Consider the following 22,285-nt stretch of genomic DNA (forward strand, 5'->3'; position numbering starts at 1 on the left):
CCCCTGTTCCGCGTGGGGCTGTGCCCCGGGCTTCGGGGGCCGGGGTGGCCCCGGTGAACGGGAGAGGGGTGGGGTGGCTGCCGCGGCGTGGGGAGAATGGTGGGGTGGATGATGACGCGGTGCCCGTGATGCGGGGCGTGGACAGTGGGTGGGCGAAGTTGATGCCCGACGTGGACCGGGAGCGGGGGTGGCTGCTCACGCTGGACGGGGCGCCGCAGTCGTACGTCGATCTGGACGACCCCGCCCACCTGGAGTTCGAGTACGCCCGCCGGCTGGGCCACGTACTCGACGTCGCCGCTCCCGAGGGCGACCCGCTGGACGTCGTCCACCTCGGCGGCGGTGCCCTGACGCTGCCCCGCTACGTGGCCCACACCCGGCCCCGTTCGCGGCAGCTGGTCGTCGAGTTCGACGGGGGACTGGTCGAACTGGTGCGTGAGCACCTGCCCTTCGACGGCGCGGAGGTCCTCGTACGGGACGCCCGCGCCTGGATCGAGGACGCCCCCGACGCGGCCGCGGACGTGATCGTCGCCGACGTCTTCGGAGGCTCGCGGGTGCCCGCCCAGCTGACCTCCCTGGAGTACGCCCGCCAGGCGGCCCGTGTGCTGCGCCCCGGCGGCGTCTACGCGGCCAACCTCGCGGACGGTGCCCCCTTCGGCTTCCTCCGCTCCCAGCTGGCCAACTTCACCGCCGTGTTCCCGTACGTGGCGCTGGTCGCCGAGCCCGCGGTGCTGCGCGGCCGCCGCTTCGGCAACGCCGTGCTGCTGGCCGGCCACCGGGAGCCGGACCTCGCCGCGCTCGCCCGCCGCTGCGCCGCCGACGCCTTCCCCGCCCGCGTCGAGGACGGCGAGGCGCTCAGCCGGCTGACCGACGGCGCCGCGACCGTGGGGGACGCGGACGCCGTGCCGTCACCCCAGCCGCCCGACGGGGCTTTCCGCATCGGCTGACCCGGCGGCGCCCGCCGCCTTCACCCCGGACGTTCGCCGCGTCATCCGGCGGACGTCCGGGACCAGCAGCACCGCCGCAGTCACCGCCACCACGAGCCCGGCGCAGCCCCACAGCGCGGCCGTCCGGCCCACCAGCGACTCCACCGGCCCCGCCAGCGCGGTGGCCAGCGGCAGCATCGACACGGAGCCGAACCAGTCGTAGGCGGAGACCCGGGAGAACTTCTCCTCGGGTATCTCCTGGTGCATCGTCGCCATCCACGAGACGCCGAACACCTCGATCGCCGTGCCGCTGACGAACATCACCGCGCACAGCGCCCAGGCCGGCACCGGCACGGCCAGCGCCGCCGACGGCATCGCCAGCGGGAACACGCACAGCGTGCCCACCAGCAGCAGGCGGCGCGGCTTCCACCGCATCATCAGCACCGCGCCCGCGATGGTGCCCACCCCGAAGGCGCCCAGGGCGAGCCCCCACGGGCCCGCGCCGCCGAGTTCGTCCCGGGCGACCAGGGGCCCGTACACGGACTCGGCCGCGCCGACGACGGCCACCACGACGGAGAACTGGAGCACGATGCTCCACAGCCAGGGCCGGGTGATGAACTCCTGCCAGCCCTCCCGCAGATCGGACAGCAGGCCGCCGCCCGGCTCCCGCTCCGGCACGTGGCTGACGTCGAGGAAGGCCCGCATCGCCCCGGCGACCGCGAAGGCCGCCGCGTCGACGGCGAGCACCCAGCCGGGGCCGAGCGCGGCGATCATCGCGCCGCCGAGCGCGGCGCCGCCGATGCCCGCGCCGTTCATCGACATCCGGAAGAGCGCGAAGGCGCGGTTGGCCTGCTCGCCGGAGACGGTGGACAGCAGCATGCCCTCGGCGGCGGGGTTGAAGAACGCCTGCCCGGTGCCGCCCAGGGCGGACAGCAGCATCATCTGCCACAGCCGCGCCTCGCCCGTCAGCACGAGGACGGCGAACACCGCCTGCGAGAGGCAGTTGAGGGCGTTGGCCGCGACCATCACCCGGTGCCGCGGGATCCGGTCCGCCAGCGCCCCGCCCACGAGCAGGAAGAGCACGAGCGGGAGCGTGCGGGCGGCGGCGACCAGGCCGACGTCCCCGCCGGAGCCCCCGGACTGGAGCACGGCGAAGGCCGCCGCGATCAGGGCGCCGTGGCTGCCCAGGTTCGTCACGACCGCGGCGGCCGTCAGGAGGGTGTAGTTGCGGCCCGCCCACGAGGGGCGGGCCGGACGCCGGAACGTCATCCGTTCGTGAGCCGCACGGTGCTCATGATCTTCTTGACCGTGGCGTGCGGGATCTCGTCCTTCACGTTGTTGGGCGCGTAGAGCACCCAGCTGGAGAAGTCACCCTTGGCGTTCTTGAAGCTGAAGGCGATGGACTTGCCGTCCGTGGAGCACTTGTGCTCCTTCTTCACGCCGTTGGCCGTGGCCGTGGCGTAGTGGCCCTTCAGGCCCGACTTGGTGGTGTACGGCTTGGCCTTGGTCACCTTGACGGTGCCCTTCGGCTCGGTCTGCGCGTACGCCGCCCACACCCAGTTGCCGGCCTCGTTGCGCGCGGCCTCGGCGGTGTCCTTCGCGCCCTGGCCGCCCTTGGTGCCGGAGCCCGCCAGGCTGTAGTCCTCCTCGTCGCCGTCCTTGTCGGAGTCGACGATGCACCACTGCTCCTTGAGGGAGGCGGGCGCGGACATGCTGATGATCGGCTGGCCGGTGTCCTTCTTCTCGTCGGCGAAGCCGATGTAGGTGTCCGGCGTCTCGACCTTCCACTCCGGCGGGACGTCGAAGGCGGTGCCGTACTTCGGGTTCACGACCACCTTCCACCCGGGGACGGTCGGCTTGAGGTCGCCGCCGCCGCGCGGGTTGGCGCTCGCGGAGGCCGAGGCGGACGCGGAGGGCTTGGCGGACGGCTTGCCGTCGGCCTCGTCCTTCTTGTCGTCGTCCCGGGTCAGGACGTAGGCGCCCATCACGGCGGCGGCCACGACCACCACGGAGGTCGCGATGATCGCGATCATCGTGGTCTTCTTGCGGCCGTCCGAGGGCTCCTGGCCGTACGGGTCGTACGGCTGCTGGTACGCCCACTGCTCGGCGGTGGGCGGCTGCTGGGCGTACGGGCCCGGCTGGCCAAAGCCGCCCTGCTGCGGGTAGCCGTAGCCCTCCTGCGGCGGGGCCGGGGGCTGCTGGGGGTAGCCGTACCCCTCCTGGGGCGCGGCCGGGGGCTGCTGGGGGTAGCCGTACCCGCCCTGCTGCGGTGCCGCGGGCGGCTGCTGGGGGTAGCCGTAACCACCCTCACCGGCGGGCTGCTGGTAGGGGTTCGGCGGTTGTCCCGGCTGCCCCGGCTGCGCGGGCTGCTGGTACGGGTTCTGATTCGCGTCCTGCGGGTTCTGCTCGCCCCCGGGCGGCTGCTGTCCTGGCCACATGGCCGTAACCATAGAGGTGGCGGGTGACACGGGCTACGGCCGCCCCCGCCCCAAGGTCTGGCCAATGCTGCCTACTCGTGGGTAACATCCTGGCCCATGAGCGCTGATCAGATGAACGTAGGCGAACTGCTGGCGGCCACCGTGCCGATGGTCCGGACGCTGAACCTGGAGTTCCTGGAGACCACCCCGGAGCGCGCCGTGCTGCGCCTGCCGGACCAGCCCGACTACCACAACCACATTGCGGGCCCGCACGCCGGCGCGATGTTCACGCTGGCCGAGTCGGCCAGCGGCGCCATCGTCATCGCCGCGTTCGGGGACCAGCTCTCCCGCGCCGTGCCGCTCGCCGTGAGCGCCGAGATCGGCTACAAGAAGGTCGCCAAGGGCGCCGTCACCGCCACCGCGACCCTGGGCCGCCCGGCCGCCGAGGTCGTCGCCGAGCTGGACGCGGGCGGCCGCCCCGAGTTCCCGGTGACCATCAGCATCCAGCGCGAGGACGAGGCCGTCACGGGCGAGATGACCGTGATCTGGACGCTGCGCCCCAACGCGTAGCCGCACACCGCGCAACGACGGCGGGGTCCCTCGCGGGGCCCCGCCGCCGTCGTGTCCGCACCGGCCGCGGGCACGTCGCGGCACCCCCGGGCTCAGTGCCGCGGGCGTTCCAGGTACGCGACCGTGCCCGTGCGGCGGGCCTCGGCGACCGCCCCCAGGCGCGCGAAGGCCTCGGGCGTCATCAGGCGCCGCCACTCCTCCAGCGTGTGCACCCGGAACTCCGAGTGCTCCGACGGGTCCAGGACGATCGCGTCGAGCTGCTCGTCCGTGAGCGTGCCGCCGTCGAAGACGAAGCCGATCTTGTTGGCCGGCCACTCGCCGTCCGGGCCCCCGAAGGTCACCCCGCGCAGCACGGGTGCCCCCTCGAAGACCATCCCCGTCTCCTCGCGGCACTCCCGCACCGCGCACTCCCAGGGCGTCTCGCCCGGGTCCATGTTCCCGCCCGGCCACTGCCACTGGCCCTCGTTGTACACGGCGCGCAGCTGCACCGGCCGGTCCCGCGTGTCGGTGAAGAACAGACAGGCGTACGAGGAGGCGCGGGCGATCGTCTCGATGTACTGCTCGGGCGGCAGCCAGGTGGAGGTCATGCCCCTCGTCTACCAGCCGGGGCACGCCGACACGCCGGGGAGCGCGCGCCGTCCGCCCTTCCGTGCGGGGCCGGGACCGGCCCGGACGTACGGGCAGTCGGGTTAATCCCGGGCGCCGCACCGGGCGCCGGGCCCGGCCGTACGGGGCGCGCGGCGCAGAGTGGCACGCGCGGGGAGTTCCGGCGCGGGGCTGCCCGCACCCAGCCGGTGCCGCCACCCCCAGGAGTGACCGCCCATGAGCGAGCACGTGTCCCGCCGTACCGCGATGCGCCTGCTCGGCGCCGCCGCCGTGGCCGCCGGCGGCGCCGGGTGCACGGTGACTCCGGGGGCGGGCGCCCGGACCGGCGCCGAGCCCCTCACCGCAGCCCGGCTCGCCGCCGAGGCCCCCGCCCGCCCCGCCAGGCCCGGCAGCGCGGCCCGGGTCCAGGCCCTGCTCGAACGCCTCACGCTGGACGAGAAGCTGGGGCTCCTGCACGGCGACCGCGACCCCGCCTCCCTCGGCCAGGCCGGGTACGTCCCCGGCGTCCCCCGGCTCGGCATCCCCCCGCTCCGCCTCGCCGACGGTCCCGCCGGCGTGCGCGTGGCCAAGCCCGCCACGGCCCTGCCCGCACCCGTGCTCCTCGCCTCCGCCTTCGACCCCGCGCTGGCCCGAGAGTACGGCCGGGTCATCGGCCGCGAGGGGCGCGCGCTGGGCCAGGACGTGCTGCTCTCGCCCATGGTCAACCTGATCCGCACCCCGTACGCCGGACGGAACTTCGAGACCTTCGCCGAGGATCCCAAGCTCACCGCGGACCTGGTCGGGGAGGTGATCCGCGGCATCCAGGACGAGGGCCTCATCGCCACGGTCAAGCACTTCGCCCTCAACAACCAGGAGCAGGGCCGCACGTCCGTCGACGTGGTGGCGGGGGAGCAGGTCATGCACGAGACCGAGCTGCGCGGCTTCGAGGCCGCCGTCGGTGCCGGCTGCGGCTCCGTGATGGGCGCCTACAACATGGTCAACGGCGTGCACGCGTGCGAGAGCAAGCCGCTCCTGGACGAACTGCTGCGCGGTCGCTGGGGGTTCGACGGCTGGGTGATGTCCGACTGGGACGCCACCCACAGCACGGCCGCCGCCCTCACCGCCGGGCTCGACATGGAGATGCCCGGCGGCCGTCACTTCGGCGCCGCGCTCAAGCAGGCCGTCACCTCGGGCAAGGTGCCGCTCGGCCACGTCGACCGCGCCGTGAGCCGCCTGCTGGCCACCCTGGACCGGTTCGGGCTGCTCGACGGCGCGCCGCCCGCCCGGCCCGTGCGCGACCCCGCCGCCGGCGCCCGCACCGCCCGCCGGGTGGCCGTCGCCGGAGCCGTCCTGCTGCGCAACGAGCGCGGCACCCTGCCGCTCACCGGGCCCGCCGCACGCTCCCTGGCCGTCGTCGGGCCCACCGGGCAACACCCCTTCGTCAGCGGCGGCGGCAGCGCCCACGTGGTGCCCGACCGCGCCGAGAGCCCGCTCGACGCCCTGCGCCGGCGCGCGGGCAAGGGCGCGCAGGTGCGGTACGCCCCCGGCGAGGACCTGTACGGCCGCCCGCTCCCCGGGAACGCGCTCACCCCGGCCGCCGCCCTCGACGACCGGGCCGTGGCGGCCGGGCGCTCCTGGACCCACCAGGGCAGGTTCACGCTGGCCGCCGACGACGAATGGACCCTGTACGTCCACTACACCGGCCGCCGGCCCAGCGTGAAGCTCGACGGCCAGGAGCTGTTCCCCGTCCAGCAGGGCGTGGCCGAGTTCTTCGCGGGCGGCCTGCTCGGCACCGCGCCCGACGGCCGGTCCGTACGCCGCCGCACCCTCCGTCTGGCCAAGGGCACCCACTCGCTCGCCGTCTCCGCCGAGGGCGGCCCGGCCGGCCAGCGCTTCCGGCTCCGCCACAGCACCCGCGCCACCCGCGAGGCGGACCTCGCCGAGGCCGTACGCGCCGCGAGGGGAGCGCACAGCTGCGTGCTCTTCGCCTACGAGGACGCCACCGAGGGCCGCGACCGCACCACCCTCGCCCTGCCCGGCGCCCAGCAGCGCCTGATCGAGGCCGTCACCGCGGCCAACCCCCGCACCACCGTGGTGCTCAACACCTCCTCCAGCACCACCATGCCGTGGCTGGACCGCACGGGCGCCGTGCTGCAGATGTACTACCCGGGCCAGGAGGGCGCCGCGGCCACCGCCGCCGTGCTCTTCGGTGACGAGGACCCGGGCGGCCGGCTCACCCAGACCTTCCCCGCGGCCGAGCACCTCCACCCGGTCGCCGGGGACCCGCTGCGCTACCCCGGCGTCGCGGGCCGCCAGGAGTACACCGAGGGCATCCACGTGGGGCACCGCTGGTACGACGCGCAGCGGGTGGCGCCGCTCTTCGCGTTCGGGCACGGGCTCTCGTACACCTCGTTCGGCTACGAGAAGCTCGCCGTCCGGCGGCGCGGGGAGGGCCTCGCGGTCGAGTTCACCGTCCGCAACACCGGCGCCCGCCGCGGCACCGAGGTCGCCCAGGTCTACCTCGGCCCCTCGCCCGACCTCCGCCTCGACCAGCCGGTCCGGGCGCTCGCCGGGTACGCCCGCCTCACCCTCGACCCCGGCAGGTCCCGCCGCGTCACGGTCGCCGTCGACGCCCGCACCCTGTCCTCCTGGGACCCGGCCGCGCACGCCTGGGTCCTGGGCACCGGGCGGCGCGAGGTCTGGGCCGGGCGGTCCTCGCGCGACCTGCCGCTGCGCGGTGCGGCCGAGGTCCGGCGGCCGGCCGCCACCGGTTGAGGAGCGGGTAGGCTCGCGGACTGTGCCGCCGGGGGCGCGCACGCGGGCGAGGGACCCAGGGAAGCGAGGACGTACGGGTGCACATCCAGGAATGGCTCGAGACCGTACCGGCGGTCAGCATCTACCTGCTGGTCGGCCTGGTGATCGGGCTGGAGTCGCTCGGCATCCCGCTGCCCGGCGAGATCATCCTGGTCAGCTCGGCCCTGCTCGCCTCGCAGCACGGCGAGGTCGACCCGCTGGTGCTGGGCATCTGCGCCACCGCGGGCGCGATCATCGGCGACTCGATCGGCTACGCCATCGGCCGCAAGGGCGGCAGGCCGCTGCTGGCCCGGCTCGGCAAGCGGTTCCCCAAGCACTTCGGCGAGCAGAACATCGCCATGGCCGAGCGGTCCTTCGAGAAGTGGGGCATGTGGGCCGTGTTCTTCGGCCGCTTCGTCGCCCTGCTGCGCATCTTCGCCGGTCCGCTCGCGGGCGTGCTGCAGATGCCGTACTGGAAGTTCCTCATCGCCAACGTCTTCGGCGGGATCCTGTGGGCCGGCGGCACCACGGCCGTCATCTACTACGTCGGCGTCGTGGCCGAGGCCTGGCTCAAGCGGTTCTCGTGGCTCGGGCTGGTGGCCGCGGTGCTCATCGGCATCACCTCGATGCTCGTGCTGAAGAACCGCGCGAAGAAGGCGGCGGCGCGCGCCGAGGCCGAGCCGGACGCCGGGACGACGGCCGCGCCCGCGCAGGTCGCCCCGGCCACGGACTGACCCGCCGGACACCGCCCGGCGCCCATCGCCTACCGTGCACGTGGGCGCGCGACCAGAACCAGCGGTACGGCAAGGAGAAGGCGATGGCGGAGCAGCAGGCACTCGTGCACGGCGTGGGCGGCAAGGAGCCGCAGGTGCACCCGGAGGCGTTCGCCGCGCCGACGTCCGTCGTGATCGGCGAGGTCACCCTGGGCGCCGGCGCCAGCGTCTGGTACCACGGCGTGCTGCGCGCCGACTGCGGACCGATCGTGATCGGAGCCGACAGCAACATCCAGGACAATTGCACTGTGCATGTGGATCCCGGCTTCCCGGTGACGGTCGGCGAGCGCGTCTCCGTCGGGCACAACGCGATCCTGCACGGCTGCACCGTCGAGGACGACGTGCTGATCGGCATGGGCTCCACGGTCCTGAACGGCGCGGTCATCGGCGCCGGTTCGCTGGTCGCCGCGCAGGCGCTGGTGCCGCAGGGCATGGTCGTGCCGCCCGGCTCGCTCGTCGCCGGAGTGCCCGCCAAGGTCAGGCGGCAGCTGACGGACGAGGAGCGCGAGGGCATCAAGCTGAACGCCCGGATGTACCAGGACCTGGTCAAGGCCCACCGCGAGGCGCTGGCCGGCTGACGGCCCCTCCCCGCGGCCGGTGGGGTGAAGATCACAGGCCGTCGGTCCGGACGCCCGGGCCGGCGGCCATTACCGTGTCCGGGTGCCGAAGAACAGAAACACGTTCTCATCCTGGCGGCGGCGGGCCGCGTCCCGCGCCGCCCACGCGGCCTGGGGCTGGATGCAGCGGGCCGGGGCCGTCACCGCGGAGCACCCCGGGCGGCTGCGCTTCGGCGCCATCGGGCCGAACACCCGCCTCGCCTTCCCCCAGGGCACCGTCTTCGGCGAACGCTGGATCCACCTCGGGGACCACTGCATCATCGCCGAGCAGGTGACCCTGACCGCCGGCATGATGCCCGGCCTCGACCTGGGCACCGCCCCAGTCCTGGAGCTCGCCGACGGCGTCGTCCTGGGCCGGGGCAGCCACGTGATCGCCGATGCCCGGATCACCGTGGGCAAGGACACCTTCTGCGGGCCCGGCGTGTACATCACGTCCACGAACCACAGCTACGACGACCCGGACGAGCCGGTCGGCAGGCAGTGGCCGCGCAGTGAGCCGGTCGAGATCGGCCCCGGGTGCTGGCTCGGCACCGGCGCGGTGATCCTGCCCGGCGCGCGGCTGGGCCGGAACGTCGTGGTGGCCGCGGGTGCCGTCGTACGCGGAGAGGTGCCCGACCACGCCGTGGTGGCCGGGGCGCCGGCCAAGGTCGTACGCCGCTGGCTGCCCGCCACCGGCTGGCAGCCCCCGCTGCGCACGCCCGCCCCGGTGCCGATTCCGGACGGGGTGACGCCGGAGCAGCTGCGGGCCCTGGCGGAGGCGGAGCGGGCCGGACTGCTGGATGCGCTGGAGGGCTGACCGGCGACCGGCCGGGTGTCCCGCCCGGTCGCCGGGCCGGTTCAGCCCGCGGCGAGCAGGACCGTTCCGGCGAGGGCGAGGCCGGCCCCCGCGGCCTGCACCGTCCGCAGCCGTTCCTTGAGCACCCCGCGGGCGGCCAGCGCCGTCACCACGGGGTAGAGCGAGGCGAGCACGGCGGCCACCGTCACCGGTCCGTGCTGCGCGGCCAGCGCGTACGTGCCGTTGGCGGCCACGTCGGCGAGCCCGACGAACGCCAGCGCCGGCAGCGCCGCCCGGACCACGCCGGGGCCGGCGCCCGCGGGCAGCACCGGGTTGCCGCGCCGCGCCGAGAACCACAGCGCCGTACCGCCGGCGGCCACGTTGGTCAGGCGCTGCACGAAGAGCGCGAGGAACAGGCCCGTCACGGTCGTCGACGCCTCCGCGATCAGGGCCATCACGGCACCGAATCCGAAGGCCGCCAGCAGTGTCAGCAGCACGGCCTTGCGCTGGACCGGCGCGCCCCGCAGCTCGGGACCGCCGGCCAGCACGATGCCGACGACGGCCACCGCGATGCCGGCCACCTGGGCCAGGCCGGGGCGCTCGCCCACGGCCAGGCCGACGCCCACCGGAACCACCACGCCGAGCGAGCCGAGCGGCGACACCACGCCCATCGGGCCCAGGGCCAGGGCCTGGTAGAAGGCGATCATCGCGACCGGGCCCACCAGACCGGCGGCCACCGCGAACCAGAGCTGCGGGCCCGCCTCGGTCCAGGCGCCGGTCGCCAGCACCACGGCGCCCAGCACCAGGACCGCGATCACCTGTGAGACCACGACCACCGTGAGTGCCGGCAGGCGCCGGGCGAGCAGCCCGCCGCCGAAGTCGGCGAAGCCCCAGAGCAGGGCGGTGGCCAGGGCGAGCAGGGTGGTCATGGCAGGGCCTCGCAGTACAGTGCGGTGAACGGTGGAGTACAGCGCAGACTAGTTCACTCCATTGAACCCTGTCATACAAAATATTGACCATCGGAGCCGGACGGAACCGTGACGGACCTCGAAGAGCTCACCCAGGCGCTCGCCCGCAACCTCAAGAAGTGGCGGGTGGAACGCCAGTTCACGCTCGACGCTCTGGCCGCCAGGTCCGGCGTCAGCCGAGGGATGATCATCCAGATCGAGCAGGCCCGTACGAACCCCAGCGTGGGCACCACGGTGAAGCTCGCCGACGCGCTCGGCGTCAGCATCACCACGCTCCTCGACCACGACCGGGGCCCCCGGGTGCAGGTCGTGCTCCCGGGAGAGGGCGTGCGGATGTGGTCGGCCGCGGGCGGCAGCTCCGCCGCGATGCTCACCGGCGACGACCGGCGCGGCCCGCTGGAACTGTGGGCCTACCTCCTGGAGCCCGGCGAGGGCACCGACTCCGACCCCCACCCGGCCGGCACCGTCGAGATGCTGCACGTCACCGCCGGGGAACTGACGCTGGTGGTGGACGGCGAGGACTTCGCGCTGCCCGCGGGCTCGGCGGCCACCTTCGAGGCGAACGTGCCCCACGGCTACCACAACCGGGGCGCGGAGACCGTCGAGATGACCCTCGCGGTCTCCATCCCGCCCGTGGGCCGACCCGCCGGCTGACGGGTCCGTCAGCCGAGGGCCGGGATCTCGATGGCGGGGCAGCGGTCCATCACCATGTGCAGGCCGGACTCCCGGGTGCGGTGGTACGCCGCCTCGTCGACCACGCCCAACTGGAACCAGACGGCCTCGGCGCCGGCCGCCGCGGCCTGGTCGGCCACCGGTCCGGCCAGCGCGCTGTTGACGAACACGTCCACCACGTCGATCTTGAACGGGACCGCGTCCAGCGACGGGTAGCCCCGCTCCCCGTGCACGGTCTCGGCCTTCGGGTGCACCGGGACGATCCGCTTGCCGTACCGCTGGAGCACCCGCGCCACGCCGTAGGCCGCGCGGTCCTGGTTGGCGGACAGGCCCACCACGGCCCAGGTGTCGCCCAGCTCCGTGAGGATCCTGCGGATGGTCGCCGGGTCTGCGTACACGCCCTGTCTCCTTCTTCCCTCGGTCGTCCCCGGGGTCAACACCGCCGACGACCTCGGGGATTCCCGGTCGCTTAGGGTGGGTGGGTGAAGGCAGACCAGTACGTGACGGTGGCCCGCGAGGGCGTGCACGAGTCCGAGATCAACCGCTCGCGCTTCATCTGCTCCCTGGCGCCCGCCGCCACCGAGCAGGAGGCGCAGGACTTCGTCGCACGCATCCGCAAGGAGCACCCCACCGCCACGCACAACTGCTTCGCCTACGTGATCGGCGCCGATGCCGCGGTGCAGAAGGCCAGCGACGACGGCGAACCCGGCGGCACCGCCGGCGTGCCGATGCTCCAGATGCTGATGAGGCGCGAGGTGCGCTACGCGGTGGCCGTCGTCACCCGCTACTACGGCGGCGTCAAGCTCGGCGCCGGCGGCCTGATCCGCGCGTACGGCGGCGTCGTCGGCGAGGCGCTCGACGAGCTCGGTACCCTGACCCGCCGGCGCTACCGGCTCGCCACCGTGACCGTCGACCACCAGCGGGCCGGCAAGACCCAGAACGACCTGCGCGCGACCGGCCGCGCGGTGCTGGACGTGCGGTACGGGGAGGCCGTCGCCATCGAGATCGGCCTGCCCGAGGGCGACGTCGAGGCGTTCCGGGCCTGGCTCGCGGACACCACTGCCGGGACGGCCGGCTTCGAACTGGGCGGGGAGGCCTACGGCGACGCGTAGGCCCCCCCGCGAGCTGCCCTCCCCGCGTCAGCGGAACAGGCGGTGCGCGTGGCGCAGCGCGTACCCGGCCACGTCCGCGCCCAGCCGCACGCCGGCCTCGTCGGCGGTGCGGGAGTGGATGCCGGACCAGACGCGGGCGTCCACGTTCTCCCGGGTCAGCTGCTGCCAGCCGGTGTACGTGCGGGTGACGCCCGGCGCCGTCGGGCTGGTCAGCGTGTACGGCGCGGTGCGCGCCCCCGCGAGGGAGGTCAGCAGGACCTCGGCGGCGCCGGCGTAGGTGCCGTGGCCGCTCGGGTAGTCGGGGTGCGCCGGGGTGTTGTGCAGCGGGGACCACGTCGTGTCCTGGGCGACGTTCCCGGTGCGGATGGCGGTGACGGGGCGCCAGCGCAGGTGGGTGTACTTGCTGTCCGAGGTGGCGATCTGGGTGTCGACCAGCGCGGCGTGGAACAGGCCCACGAAGGCGGCACGCTCGGCGGTGGACGCCCTGGACCGGGACAGCGCCACGCGCAGCGGCTCGGTGTAGAGGGCGAGCGAGCCCCCGTACCAGAAGGTGGCCGTCTCGGTCTGCCGGGCGGTGCGGACGGTGCTGTCCGCGGCGCCGTACGCGCGGACCTCGGCGAGGTCGGCGAGGTAGCGGGCGGAGCCGAGCGCCGGCGGCGGGCCGATCCTGAACTGCCGGGGGCTGTCCAGGAGGAACGGCTTCGCCACGCGGTTGCCGTACTGCACGGCGGGCGCGTAGCCGTTCGGGGTCGGCTGCCAGACGCCGGGGGCGGCGGCCGGCACGGTGAACGGCGCGTTGACCGAGGCCGGGTCGAGGCCGTCGCCGGTGCGGGAGGCCAGCACGGCCTTGGCCTGGCGGGCCCCGGCGGCGACGCCCCGGCGCTCCGCGGAGCCGTCTGGGACGCGGCGCAGGGTGGCCGCGAGGGCGGCGTCGAGCTCCGCCTTGCGGGTGGGCGCGAGCGCGGCCAGGGCGTCGTGGACGGCAGAGGCGACGGCGGCGTCCTGGAACGCGGCGCGGTGCGGTCCGTGGGGGGCCTCGCGCGTGGCGCGGGCGGCGGCGATCCAGCCGATGGCCCAGGTGCGGCTGTTGGTGATCTGGGTGGGTGCGCCGGCGGCGTCCACGGTCTGCGCGGTCACGTCGTACCACTCGCCCACGACGTTCCCGCGGTCCTTCGCGGGCGCGGTGGCCTGGGCGGGCACGGCGCCGACGGCCATGAGCAGGGCGGAGCCGAGGGCGAGCAGGGCGGACCTCTTCACGAGCACTCCCGGTGACGGTGGGTGGCGATCTTGTGGCGCTCGGAAGCCAACCAGGGGGTGCGGGGTGGGGCAAGTGCCCTGATCCGGCCATGACGCGATTGCCATACGGGTGTCACACGGGCGCCACACGGCAGCCCCGGGAAGGCACCCCACCCCGCCCTTCTCCCGTTCACCGGGGCAGGGCCCCGGCCCCCCTGGGGCTGCGCCCCGGACCCCTTGGGGGTACGCCCCAACCCCGCACGGGGCTGCGCCCCGCGGGGGCCGGGACCCGGGGTGCGGGGCGGAGCCCCGGTGAACGGGAGAAGGGTGCGTAGGGGAACCGCCCCGCAGGGCAGCGCCCCGCCGCCCCCCCCGGCGCCCCGCCCCCCGCGCCCCGCCCCCCGCGCCCCGCCCCCCGCACCCCGCCGCCCGCACCCGCAGGGTCGCGCCCGGGACGCCGCCCGTGGGGGCAACCGCTAGCGCAGCGTCAACGGCTCGCCAGGCTCCGCAAAGTGGCGGGCCACCGTGGCCGGTGTGACCTCCTCGAGGGCCGGCGGGGTCCAGCGGGGGGTGCGGTCCTTGTCCACCACCTGCGCGCGGACCCCCTCGGGGAGGTCCGGCGACGCCAGGGCGGCGAGCGAGACCCGCCACTCCTGCTCCAGCACCTCCTCCAGGGAGCCCAGCGACCGCGCCCGGCGCAGCGCGGCCAGGGTGACCTTCAGCGAGGTGGGGGAGTGGCCCAGGATCCGCTCAGCGGCCTCCTTGGCCGCCGGCTCGCCGTACCCCTGGAGCCGGTCCACGATCTCCTCCACCGTGTCCGCCGCGTAGCACGCGTCGATCCAGCCCCGGTGTTCCGCCAGCGCCGCGTCCGGCGCCGGGCGCGCGAAGTCCCGTACCGCCTCCGCGCCCTCGGCGGCCACCGCCTCCGTGAGCCGGGCCAGGTCGGCCGACGGGACGTACAGGTCGGCGAAGCCGCACAGCAGCGCGTCCCCCGGCCCCATCGCGTCGGCCGTCAGCGCCAGGTGCGCGCCCAGCTCGCCCGGCGCCCGGCCCAGCAGGTACGTGCCGCCGACGTCCGGCACGAAGCCGATGCCCACCTCCGGCATGGCCACCCGCGAGCGCTCCGTGACGACCCGCACGCTCCCGTGGGCGGACAGCCCCACGCCGCCGCCCATCACGATGCCGTCCATCAGCGCGACCCACGGCACGGACAGCCGGGCGATGCGCGCGTTCAGCCGGTACTCGTCGCGCCAGAAGGCCCGCGCCCAGGAGCCGTCCCCGAGCGCCGACTCGCGGATGGCCCGGATGTCGCCGCCCGCACACAGGCCCCGCTCGCCGGCGCCGTCGAGGACCACCGCACGGACCTCGGGGTCGCCCTCCCAGCCGTCGAGCGCCGCGGCGACCGCGCGCACCATCTCGTGGGTGAGGGCGTTGAGCGCCTTGGGCCGGTCAAGGGTAATTCGTCCCGCTTTGCCGGTTTTCCGGACCAGTACAGACATGAGCCCGAGCATACGAGGCCGGTCGTGGGGCCCCGGTCCGTTAGCGTGGTGGGGGCCAACAGGAGAGACGGCGGATGAGTCAGGCGGAGGCGGACGTGCGGCGGCGGCAGCTCGGAGCGGACGGGTGAGACTTCTGCACACCTCCGACTGGCACCTCGGCCGGAGCTTCCACCGCGTCAACCTGCTCGACGCCCAGGCCGCCTTCGTCGACCACCTCGTCGCCACCGTCCGGGAGCACGCGGTGGACGCGGTCCTCGTGGCCGGCGACGTGTACGACCGGGCCGTCCCCCCGCTGGCCGCCGTCGCCCTCTACGACCGCGCCCTGCACCGCCTCGCGGACCTCGGCGTGCCCACCGTGATGATCTCCGGCAACCACGACTCGGCCCGCCGCCTCGGCGTCGGCGCCGGACTGATCGGCCGGGCCGGCATCCACCTGCGCACCGACCCGGCCGGCTGCGCCGAGCCCGTCGTCCTGGCCGACGCGCACGGCGACGTCTGCCTCTACGGCCTGCCCTACCTCGAACCCGCCCTGGTCAAGGACGAGTTCGGCACCGACCGGGCCGGCCACGAGGCCGTGCTGACCGCCGCCATGGACCGGGTCCGCGCCGACCTCGCCGGCCGCGCCCCCGGCACCCGCTCGGTGGTCCTCGCCCACGCCTTCGTCACCGGCGGCCTCGCCAGCGACAGCGAGCGCGACATCACCGTCGGCGGGGTCGCCGCCGTCCCCGCCGAGGTCTTCGACGGCGTCGACTACGCGGCCCTCGGCCACCTGCACGGCTGCCAGACCATCACCGAGCGGGTCCGCTACTCCGGCTCCCCGATCGCCTACTCCTTCTCCGAGGTCCACCAACGCAAGTCCATGTGGCTGGTCGACCTCGGGCCCGCCGGCGAGCTGACCGCCGAGCGCCTCGACACCCCCGTGCCCCGCCCCCTCGCCCGGATCCGCGGCCGCCTCGACGACCTGCTCGACGACCCGGCGCTCGCGCCCCACGAGGACGCCTGGGTCGAGGCCACCCTCACCGACCCCGTCCGCCCCGCCGAGCCCATGGCCCGCCTCGCCGCCCGCTTCCCCGGCACGCTCAGCCTGCTCTTCGACCCCGAGGGCGGCGAGACCGGCACCGGAGCCTCGTACGCCCAGCGCCTCAAGGGCCGCAGCGACCAGGAGATCGCCGAGGACTTCGTCGCCCACGTGCGCGGCGGCAGCGGCGCGGACCCCGCCGAACAGGCGGTGCTGCGCCAGGCCTTCGACGACGTACGCACCGACGACACCCTGCGGGAGACGGCCCGATGAGGCTCCACCGGCTCACCGTCACCGCCTTCGGGCCCTTCGCGGCCCCCCAGCAGATCGACTTCGACGCGCTCTCCGCGGCCGGTATCTTCCTGCTCCACGGCCCCACCGGTGCCGGCAAGACCTCCGTCCTGGACGCCGTCTGCTACGCCCTCTACGGATCCGTGCCCGGCCCCCGGCAGGCCCCCGGCACCACCCTCCGCAGCGACCACGCGGACCCCGGCACGCCCACCGAGGTCACGCTCGAACTCACCGTCGGCGGACGGCGCCTGGAGATCACCCGGCGACCCGAACAGGACCGCCCCAAGAAGCGCGGCACCGGCACCACCCGCGACAAGGCGCAGAGCTGGCTGCGCGAGCACACCGCCGCCGAAGGATGGGGCGCCCTCAGCCGCTCCCACCAGGAGATCGGCGAGGAGATCGAGGTGCTGCTCGGCATGAGCCGCGAGCAGTTCTGCCAGGTGGTGCTGCTCCCGCAGGGCGAGTTCGCGCGCTTCCTGCGCGCCGACGCGGAGGCCCGCGGCCGCCTGCTCGGCCGCCTCTTCGACACCCGCCGGTTCGCCGCGGTCGAGGCCCGCCTCGGGGACCGGCGCCGGGCCGCCGAGACCCGGGTGCGCGAGGGCGACGAGCGGGTGCTGGCCGTCGCGCACCGGCTGGCCCAGGCCGCCGGAGACGCGGCCGACCTGCGCGCCCGGCCCCTGCCGCAGCTGTCGCCGGGCGACCCCGGGCTGGCCGAGGAGGTACGCGCCTGGGCCGCCGTCGCCCGGGTGAGCGCCCGGGAGCGGCTGACCGTCGCCGAGTCCGCCCTGACCGCCGCCGAGAGCGCCCACCACGCGAGCCGCCTCGCCCTGGAGGACGCCCGCGAACTCGACCGCCTCCAGCGCCGCCACGCCGAGGCCCTCCGCCGCTCCGAGGCCCTGGCCGCGGAGGCGCCCGAGCGCGACCGGGTACGGGCCCGCCTCGACCGGGCCGCGCGCGCCGACCGCGTCACCCCCGCCCTCGAACTCAGGGCCACCGCCGAGGCCGCGCACCGCGCCGCCCGGGCCGCCGACGCCCGCTGCCGGGGGCAGCTGCCGCCCGCGCTGGCCGAGGCCGGGGCCGAGCAGCTCGCCGCCGTCGAGCGGCGGCTGCGCGAGGAGCTGGGTGCCCTGGGTGCCGCCCGCCGGGACGAGGCCCGCAGCGCCGAGATCACGCGCGAACGCGCCGCCCTCGACCGCGAGACCCGCGCCGCCGAGGAACGGCTCCACGAGGCCGCCGCCTGGCTGGCCGACTGGGACTCCCGGCGTGCCGCGCTCCAGCAGGACGTCGAGGCCGCACGGCAGGCCGCCACCCGGGCCGAGGCGCTCGCCGGCCGCCTCGAACCCGCCCGGCAGCAGCTGGAGACCGCCCGCCGCCGCGACGAGCGCACCAGCGAGGCCGAACGCGCGGCCGCCGCGCTGCTCTCCGTACGCGAGACCGCCGGCGCCGCACGCGAGCACTGGCTGGAGCTGAAGGAGGCCCGGCTGGCCGGCATCGCCGCCGAGCTGGCCGCCGCCCTCGCCGACGGCGAACCCTGCACGGTCTGCGGGTCCCCCGAGCACCCCCGCCCGGCCAGGCCCGCACCCGGACACGTGGACCGGGCCGCCGAGGACGCCGCCCGGACCCGCTTCGAGCGGCTGGACGCCGACCGGGCCGCCGCCGAGCGCGCCCTCGCGGTCGTGGAACAGGCCCGCGACGAGGCGGCGGCCGCCGCCGGCGCGGCCACCACCGCCGAACTCCGCGAGCGCGCAGAACAGCTGACGGCCGAACACGCCCGTGCCCGGGCCGAGGCCGCCGGGCTGCACGCGGCCGCGGAGGCCCTCGCCCGGGCCGAGCGCGAGCAGGCCCGCCGGCTGGAGACCCGTCGCGAGGCGGAGACCACCCTGGCCGCCGCCGGCTCCCGCCGCGAGGGCCTGGAGCGGGAACAGGCCACGCTGGAGGCCGAGTTGGCCCGGGTGCGCGGCGACGCCCCCAGCGTTGCCGCCCAGGCCGGGGTGCTGGAGCGCCGCATCGGACTGGTCACCGACGCGGGCCGGGCCGCAGCCGACGCCGAGGGCGCCGCGCGCCGGCTGAAGGAGGCCGACGCGGCCCTGGCCGACGCCGCCTTCGCCGCGGGCTTCGACACCACCGAGGCGGCCGCCGCGGCCCGCGTCGCCGAACCCGAGCGCCGGGCCCTCCAGCACCGTCTCGACGCCTGGGCCGCCGAGCGGGCCGCGCTCGCCGACCGGCTCGCCGAGGCCGACGCCGTCGCGGCGGCGGCCCTGCCGCCGGCCCGGCCCGAAGCCGCGGAGGCGGCGGCCGCGACCGCCGCGGCCCGGCTGCGTACCGCGGGCTCCGCCGCCGACGCCGCCCGCGGCCGGTGCGCGGACCTCGACCGGCTGTCCCGCCAGGCCGAGACGGAACTGCGGGCCCTCGGACCGCTGCGCGAGGAGTACGGCCGGGTGGCCCGGATGGCCGGGCTCACCGCGGGCACCTCGGCCGACAACGAGCGCCGGATGCGCCTGGAGTCGTACGTGCTGGCCGCCCGCCTCGAACAGGTCGCCGCCGCCGCGACCGTGCGCCTCCTCGCCATGTCCGGCGGCCGCTACACGCTGGTCCACTCCGACGCCCGGGCCGGCCGCGGCGCCAAGTCCGGGCTCGGGCTGCACGTCGTGGACGCCTGGACCGGCAGCACCCGCGACACCGCCACCCTCTCCGGCGGCGAGACCTTCTTCGCCTCCCTCGCCCTGGCGCTCGGCCTGGCCGACGTGGTCACGGACGAGGCGGGCGGCGTGCGCCTGGACACCCTCTTCATCGACGAGGGCTTCGGCAGCCTGGACGACCAGGCGCTCGACGAGGTGCTCGACGTGCTGGACTCGCTGCGCGAACGCGACCGCAGCGTCGGCATCGTCAGCCACGTCGCGGACCTGCGCACCCGCGTCCAGGCCCAGCTGGAGGTCGTCAAGCAGCGCGGCGGCTCGGCGGTACGGCACCACACGGGCGGCACCGGCCACTGAGCCGCCGCCCGGGAGGCCGGGCGGGTCCGCCGGTCAGTTGCCGAGCGCCCGCCGGGGCAGCGGCGAGGAGTACACCACGCTGGTGGTGACCGAGCCGAGCGAGGCCACCTTCCCGGAGATCTCCTCCAGGTGCCCCATCGAGCGGGCGGCCACCTTCAGCACGAAGCAGTCGTCCCCCGTGACGTGGTGCGCCTCCAGGATCTCGGGGGTGGTCTGGAGCAGGTCGTGGAAGGGCTTGTAGTTGCCGTGCGGGTAGCGCAGCCGCGTGTAGGCGAGGATCGGCAGCCCGAGCTTCTCCTGGTCGACCACGGCCGTGTAGCCCGTGATCACGCCCGCCTCCTCCAGCCTGCGCACCCGCTCGGTGACCGCGCTGGCGGACATCGAGACGGCGCGGGCGAGTTCGGCGAAGCTGGCCCGGCCGTCGCGCTGGAGGGCCGCCAGGATGCGCCAGTCGGTGGCGTCCGGTGAATAGCTGGTCATGCGCCAGGAATAGCAGGGGATTCCCCGGCGCGGCAACGCAACTGCCGGGGAATCCCGCTTCCGAGGTGGATCAACGAAACGTAGATTCATTGCCATGACCACGCAGACGAACACCACCCAGGCCCCCGCCCCGACCAACCCCGTCCTCCGTGTTCCCCCGGCCTCCCCGGCCGCCGCGGCCGCCTACTTCGGTGCCAGCCTCGCCTTCCACGCCGACGTCTCCGACGTCGCGGCCGTGCTCAAGCAGGGCGGGGACCCGGGCTTCGTGCTGGTCGACTCGCGTTCCACCGCCGCGTGGGACCAGGCCCACGTGCCCGGTGCCGTCCACCTGCCGACCGCGCTGATCCCCGAGCAGGCCGAGGACCTCCTCGACAGGAACGTGCCCGTGGTGACGTACTGCTGGGGCCCCGGCTGCAACGGCGGCACCCGCGCCGCCCTCGCCCTGGCCGAACTCGGCTACCAGGTCAAGGAGATGCTCGGCGGGATCGAGTACTGGATCCGCGAGGGCTTCGAGGTCGAGACCTGGCAGGGCCGCGAGCAGCGTGCCGAGGCCGACCCGCTGACCGCGCCCACCGACTCGGACGACTGCGGCTGCTGACCGCCCTCCGGGACGCGGAACGCCCCCGGGCCGGCACGCACGCGAACGGCCGCCCGCCCCCGGCAGGGGACGGGCGGCCGTCGTGCGTGACGTCACGCGTGCGCGTGTCGGGTGCGCCGCGTTCGCGCGTCGCGGGTCAGAGCTTCGACAGCTCGTCGACCAGGTCGTCCAGGCCCAGCGAGCCCTGCGACAGGGCCGCCATGTGCCAGGCCTTCGCGTCGAAGGCGTCTCCGTGCGCCTTGCGGGCGTTGTCCCGGCCCAGCAGCCAGGCGCGCTCACCGAGCTTGTACCCGATGGCCTGGCCCGGCATCGAGAGGTAGCGGGTCAGCTCGCTCTCGACGAAGTCCGCCGGACGGCCGCTGTGCAGCCCGAAGAACTCCTGCGCGAGGTCGGGGGTCCACCGCTCGCCCGGGTGGAACGACGAGTCGGCCGGGATCTCCAGGCCCAGGTGCATGCCGATGTCCACGATCACCCGGCAGGCGCGCATCATCTGGCAGTCCAGGTAGCCCAGGCGCTGCTCGGCGTCCTTCAGGAAGCCCAGCTCGTCCATGAGGCGCTCGGCGTACAGCGCCCAGCCCTCGGCGTTGGCGCTGACCATGCCGATGGTGGCCTGGTAGCGCGAGAGCTGGTCGGCCACGTGCGTCCACTGCGCGATCTGCAGGTGGTGGCCGGGGACGCCCTCGTGGTACCAGGTCGACACCAGGTCGTACACCGGGAAGCGGGTGGCGCCCATGGTGGGCAGCCAGGTGCGCCCGGGCCGGGAGAAGTCCTCGGACGGGCCGGTGTAGTACGGGGCCGCGGCACCGCCGGGGGGCGCGATCCGGGACTCCACCTTCCGCACCCGCTCGGCGAGTTCGAAGTGCGTGCCGTCCAGCGCCTCGATCGCCTCGTCCATCAGGCCCTGCAGCCAGGCCTGCACCTCGTCGACGCCCTCGATGTGCGTGCCGTGCTCGTCGAGGTGCTTCAGCGCCTCCCAGGGGGTGGCGCCGGGCAGGATCTTCGCCGCCTCGGCCTTCATCTCGGCGTGCAGGCGGTGGTACTCGGCCCAGCCGTACGCGTACGCCTCGTCCAGGTCGAGGTCGGTGCCGTTGAAGTAGCGCGCCCAGCGGGCGTAGCGCTCGCGGCCCACCGTCTCGGCGCGGCCCTCGACGGCCGGGGCGTACACGTCGCGCATCCAGTCGCGCAGGGCGACGACCGACGCCGTGGCGGTCGCCGCGGCCTTGTCCAGCTCGGCGCGCAGCGCGTCGGGGCCGCCCGCGGCGAAGTCGTCGAAGAAGGCGGGCTCGCCCTTCTCACCCTGTCCGGCCCAGGCGCTGAGCTGGCCGACGAAGGTGGCGGTGGGGCGCGGGGCGCCGTACAGCTCGCGCTCCAGGCCGAGTTCGAGGCAGGAGCGGTAGCCCTCGAGGGCGGCCGGGACGGCGCGCAGCCGCTCCGCGATCGCCGACCAGTCCTCCTCGGTCTCGGAGGGGGTGATCGTGAAGACCTCGCGCACGGAGTGGGCCGGCGAGTGGATGTTGGAGACGGCGCGCAGGTCCTCGTCGGCCTCGTGCACGGCGAGTTCGGCGGTCAGGCGCTCGCGCAGCAGGCGCGCGCAGCGACGCTCGGCGTCGGTGTCCGCGCCCGGCAGCTGCTCGGCTGCGTCGAGCCTGCGCAGCGTGGTGCGCGCCAGCTCGGCGACGGCCTGGCGGCCCGCGGGGGAGAAGTCCGGGAGCTTGCGCGAGCTCTCGGCGACACCCAGGTAGGTGCCGGTGAGCGGGTCGAGGGCGATGAGGTCGTCGACGTACGCGTCCGCGACCTGGCGGGGCAGCAGGGTGCCGTTGAGGGTGTCTGACATGCGGACATCTTCGTACGAAGAAGGGCCCCGCGTCACCACCGTTCCGCTCCGGCCGCCTGTCGCGCGGGGGCGGAACGGGTGCCCGGGCCGGTCGGCGGCCGGATTCCGCCGGGTGGCCGGGAAGTCGGGGC

Annotated in this window: 20 protein-coding genes; 11 read left to right on the forward strand and 9 right to left on the reverse strand. The window is 75.3% G+C overall.

The window, feature by feature from the left end:
* The first annotated feature begins 128 nt into the window (after positions 1-128).
* Positions 129-944: a spermidine synthase gene (locus ACIQUQ_RS31330; RefSeq protein ID WP_403982820.1), complete on the forward strand. Its 816-nt coding sequence runs from the start codon at positions 129-131 to the stop codon at positions 942-944.
* On the opposite strand, the gene ACIQUQ_RS31335 is transcribed toward ACIQUQ_RS31330, so the two are convergent.
* Complete coding sequence (locus ACIQUQ_RS31335; protein WP_403982708.1) at positions 906-2,192, reverse strand: MFS transporter; 1,287 nt, start codon at positions 2,190-2,192, stop codon at positions 906-908. The two genes, ACIQUQ_RS31330 and ACIQUQ_RS31335, sit on opposite strands and share 39 nt — an antisense overlap.
* A complete protein-coding gene (locus ACIQUQ_RS31340) occupies positions 2,189-3,361 on the reverse strand; it encodes a hypothetical protein (RefSeq protein WP_403982711.1) in 1,173 nt (390 codons plus the stop codon). The genes ACIQUQ_RS31335 and ACIQUQ_RS31340 overlap by 4 nt, the downstream gene beginning before the upstream one ends.
* A 96-nt stretch (positions 3,362-3,457) precedes the next feature.
* Here ACIQUQ_RS31340 and ACIQUQ_RS31345 point away from each other — a divergent pair, with 96 nt between their 5' ends.
* A complete protein-coding gene (locus ACIQUQ_RS31345; protein ID WP_399957048.1) occupies positions 3,458-3,910 on the forward strand; it encodes a DUF4442 domain-containing protein in 453 nt (150 codons plus the stop codon).
* A 92-nt stretch (positions 3,911-4,002) separates the two neighbouring features.
* Here the strand turns inward: ACIQUQ_RS31345 and ACIQUQ_RS31350 are convergent, their stop codons facing one another.
* Positions 4,003-4,497 carry an NUDIX domain-containing protein gene (locus tag ACIQUQ_RS31350; protein ID WP_403982713.1) on the reverse strand — a complete coding sequence of 165 codons (495 nt, stop codon included), beginning with the start codon at positions 4,495-4,497 and terminating at the stop codon, positions 4,003-4,005.
* A 235-nt stretch (positions 4,498-4,732) separates the two neighbouring features.
* On the opposite strand from ACIQUQ_RS31350, the gene ACIQUQ_RS31355 reads away from it, so the two are divergent.
* The 4 genes from ACIQUQ_RS31355 (at position 4,733) to ACIQUQ_RS31370 (ending at position 9,474) form a co-directional block, all read left to right on the forward strand.
* Positions 4,733-7,270 carry a beta-glucosidase gene (locus ACIQUQ_RS31355; protein ID WP_403982716.1) on the forward strand — a complete coding sequence of 846 codons (2,538 nt, stop codon included), beginning with the start codon at positions 4,733-4,735 and terminating at the stop codon, positions 7,268-7,270.
* A 77-nt stretch (positions 7,271-7,347) separates the two neighbouring features.
* Positions 7,348-8,022, forward strand: a complete 675-nt coding sequence (locus ACIQUQ_RS31360; protein ID WP_403982718.1) for a DedA family protein — start codon at positions 7,348-7,350, stop codon at positions 8,020-8,022.
* An 83-nt stretch (positions 8,023-8,105) separates the two neighbouring features.
* Positions 8,106-8,639 carry a gamma carbonic anhydrase family protein gene (locus ACIQUQ_RS31365; RefSeq protein WP_403982720.1) on the forward strand — a complete coding sequence of 178 codons (534 nt, stop codon included), beginning with the start codon at positions 8,106-8,108 and terminating at the stop codon, positions 8,637-8,639.
* 82 nt (positions 8,640-8,721) lie between these two features.
* Positions 8,722-9,474: an acyltransferase gene (locus tag ACIQUQ_RS31370; protein WP_403982723.1), complete on the forward strand. Its 753-nt coding sequence runs from the start codon at positions 8,722-8,724 to the stop codon at positions 9,472-9,474.
* 41 nt (positions 9,475-9,515) lie between these two features.
* Here the strand turns inward: ACIQUQ_RS31370 and ACIQUQ_RS31375 are convergent, their stop codons facing one another.
* Positions 9,516-10,382, reverse strand: coding sequence for an EamA family transporter (locus ACIQUQ_RS31375; protein WP_403982726.1), 867 nt, complete (start codon positions 10,380-10,382; stop codon positions 9,516-9,518).
* A 108-nt stretch (positions 10,383-10,490) separates the two neighbouring features.
* On the opposite strand from ACIQUQ_RS31375, the gene ACIQUQ_RS31380 reads away from it, so the two are divergent.
* Positions 10,491-11,075, forward strand: coding sequence for a helix-turn-helix domain-containing protein (locus tag ACIQUQ_RS31380; protein ID WP_403982729.1), 585 nt, complete (start codon positions 10,491-10,493; stop codon positions 11,073-11,075).
* A gap of 8 nt (positions 11,076-11,083) precedes the next feature.
* On the opposite strand, the gene ACIQUQ_RS31385 is transcribed toward ACIQUQ_RS31380, so the two are convergent.
* The gene (locus tag ACIQUQ_RS31385) at positions 11,084-11,491 is read right to left on the reverse strand and encodes a CoA-binding protein (protein WP_403982732.1); all 408 of its coding nucleotides are present in this window, start codon (positions 11,489-11,491) and stop codon (positions 11,084-11,086) included.
* An 84-nt stretch (positions 11,492-11,575) separates the two neighbouring features.
* On the opposite strand from ACIQUQ_RS31385, the gene ACIQUQ_RS31390 reads away from it, so the two are divergent.
* Positions 11,576-12,205, forward strand: a complete 630-nt coding sequence (locus ACIQUQ_RS31390) for a YigZ family protein (protein ID WP_403982735.1) — start codon at positions 11,576-11,578, stop codon at positions 12,203-12,205.
* Between the two features lie 27 nt (positions 12,206-12,232).
* Here ACIQUQ_RS31390 and ACIQUQ_RS31395 read toward each other — a convergent pair whose 3' ends face one another.
* Entirely contained in the window at positions 12,233-13,462 is a 1,230-nt protein-coding gene (locus tag ACIQUQ_RS31395; RefSeq protein ID WP_403982738.1) for a phosphoesterase PA-phosphatase, read from the reverse strand.
* A 455-nt stretch (positions 13,463-13,917) separates the two neighbouring features.
* A complete protein-coding gene (locus ACIQUQ_RS31400; RefSeq protein WP_403982741.1) occupies positions 13,918-14,940 on the reverse strand; it encodes an enoyl-CoA hydratase/isomerase family protein in 1,023 nt (340 codons plus the stop codon).
* 124 nt (positions 14,941-15,064) lie between these two features.
* Here ACIQUQ_RS31400 and ACIQUQ_RS31405 point away from each other — a divergent pair, with 124 nt between their 5' ends.
* Entirely contained in the window at positions 15,065-16,231 is a 1,167-nt protein-coding gene (locus ACIQUQ_RS31405) for an exonuclease SbcCD subunit D (RefSeq protein ID WP_403982743.1), read from the forward strand.
* Complete coding sequence (locus tag ACIQUQ_RS31410; RefSeq protein ID WP_403982746.1) at positions 16,228-19,242, forward strand: AAA family ATPase; 3,015 nt, start codon at positions 16,228-16,230, stop codon at positions 19,240-19,242. Before ACIQUQ_RS31405 ends, ACIQUQ_RS31410 begins: the two co-directional genes overlap by 4 nt.
* A gap of 33 nt (positions 19,243-19,275) precedes the next feature.
* Here the strand turns inward: ACIQUQ_RS31410 and ACIQUQ_RS31415 are convergent, their stop codons facing one another.
* Complete coding sequence (locus ACIQUQ_RS31415) at positions 19,276-19,722, reverse strand: Lrp/AsnC family transcriptional regulator (protein ID WP_403982749.1); 447 nt, start codon at positions 19,720-19,722, stop codon at positions 19,276-19,278.
* 94 nt (positions 19,723-19,816) lie between these two features.
* On the opposite strand from ACIQUQ_RS31415, the gene ACIQUQ_RS31420 reads away from it, so the two are divergent.
* Positions 19,817-20,320 (forward strand): rhodanese-like domain-containing protein, encoded by a 504-nt coding sequence (locus ACIQUQ_RS31420; RefSeq protein ID WP_403982752.1) that lies wholly within the window; start codon positions 19,817-19,819, stop codon positions 20,318-20,320.
* A 136-nt stretch (positions 20,321-20,456) separates the two neighbouring features.
* On the opposite strand, the gene ACIQUQ_RS31425 is transcribed toward ACIQUQ_RS31420, so the two are convergent.
* The gene (locus tag ACIQUQ_RS31425) at positions 20,457-22,154 is read right to left on the reverse strand and encodes a DUF885 domain-containing protein (RefSeq protein WP_403982754.1); all 1,698 of its coding nucleotides are present in this window, start codon (positions 22,152-22,154) and stop codon (positions 20,457-20,459) included.
* Positions 22,155-22,285: the final 131 nt, after the last annotated feature.

The sequence above is a fragment of the Streptomyces sp. NPDC101118 genome (genome assembly GCF_044759445.1).
Taxonomy (GTDB): Bacteria; Actinomycetota; Actinomycetes; order Streptomycetales; family Streptomycetaceae; genus Streptomyces.

Bases quoted from the DNA above. Each gene is read 5' to 3' on its own strand.
- ACIQUQ_RS31330 (WP_403982820.1), top strand. From the start codon at position 129: ATGCGGGGCGTGGACAGTGGGTGGGCGAAGTTGATGCCCGACGTGGAC.
- ACIQUQ_RS31335 (WP_403982708.1), bottom strand. From the start codon at position 2,192: ATGACGTTCCGGCGTCCGGCCCGCCCCTCGTGGGCGGGCCGCAACTAC.
- ACIQUQ_RS31340 (WP_403982711.1), bottom strand. From the start codon at position 3,361: ATGTGGCCAGGACAGCAGCCGCCCGGGGGCGAGCAGAACCCGCAGGAC.
- ACIQUQ_RS31345 (WP_399957048.1), top strand. From the start codon at position 3,458: ATGAGCGCTGATCAGATGAACGTAGGCGAACTGCTGGCGGCCACCGTG.
- ACIQUQ_RS31350 (WP_403982713.1), bottom strand. From the start codon at position 4,497: ATGACCTCCACCTGGCTGCCGCCCGAGCAGTACATCGAGACGATCGCC.
- ACIQUQ_RS31355 (WP_403982716.1), top strand. From the start codon at position 4,733: ATGAGCGAGCACGTGTCCCGCCGTACCGCGATGCGCCTGCTCGGCGCC.
- ACIQUQ_RS31365 (WP_403982720.1), top strand. From the start codon at position 8,106: ATGGCGGAGCAGCAGGCACTCGTGCACGGCGTGGGCGGCAAGGAGCCG.
- ACIQUQ_RS31375 (WP_403982726.1), bottom strand. From the start codon at position 10,382: ATGACCACCCTGCTCGCCCTGGCCACCGCCCTGCTCTGGGGCTTCGCC.
- ACIQUQ_RS31400 (WP_403982741.1), bottom strand. From the start codon at position 14,940: ATGTCTGTACTGGTCCGGAAAACCGGCAAAGCGGGACGAATTACCCTT.
- ACIQUQ_RS31410 (WP_403982746.1), top strand. From the start codon at position 16,228: ATGAGGCTCCACCGGCTCACCGTCACCGCCTTCGGGCCCTTCGCGGCC.
- ACIQUQ_RS31415 (WP_403982749.1), bottom strand. From the start codon at position 19,722: ATGACCAGCTATTCACCGGACGCCACCGACTGGCGCATCCTGGCGGCC.
- ACIQUQ_RS31420 (WP_403982752.1), top strand. From the start codon at position 19,817: ATGACCACGCAGACGAACACCACCCAGGCCCCCGCCCCGACCAACCCC.
- ACIQUQ_RS31425 (WP_403982754.1), bottom strand. From the start codon at position 22,154: ATGTCAGACACCCTCAACGGCACCCTGCTGCCCCGCCAGGTCGCGGAC.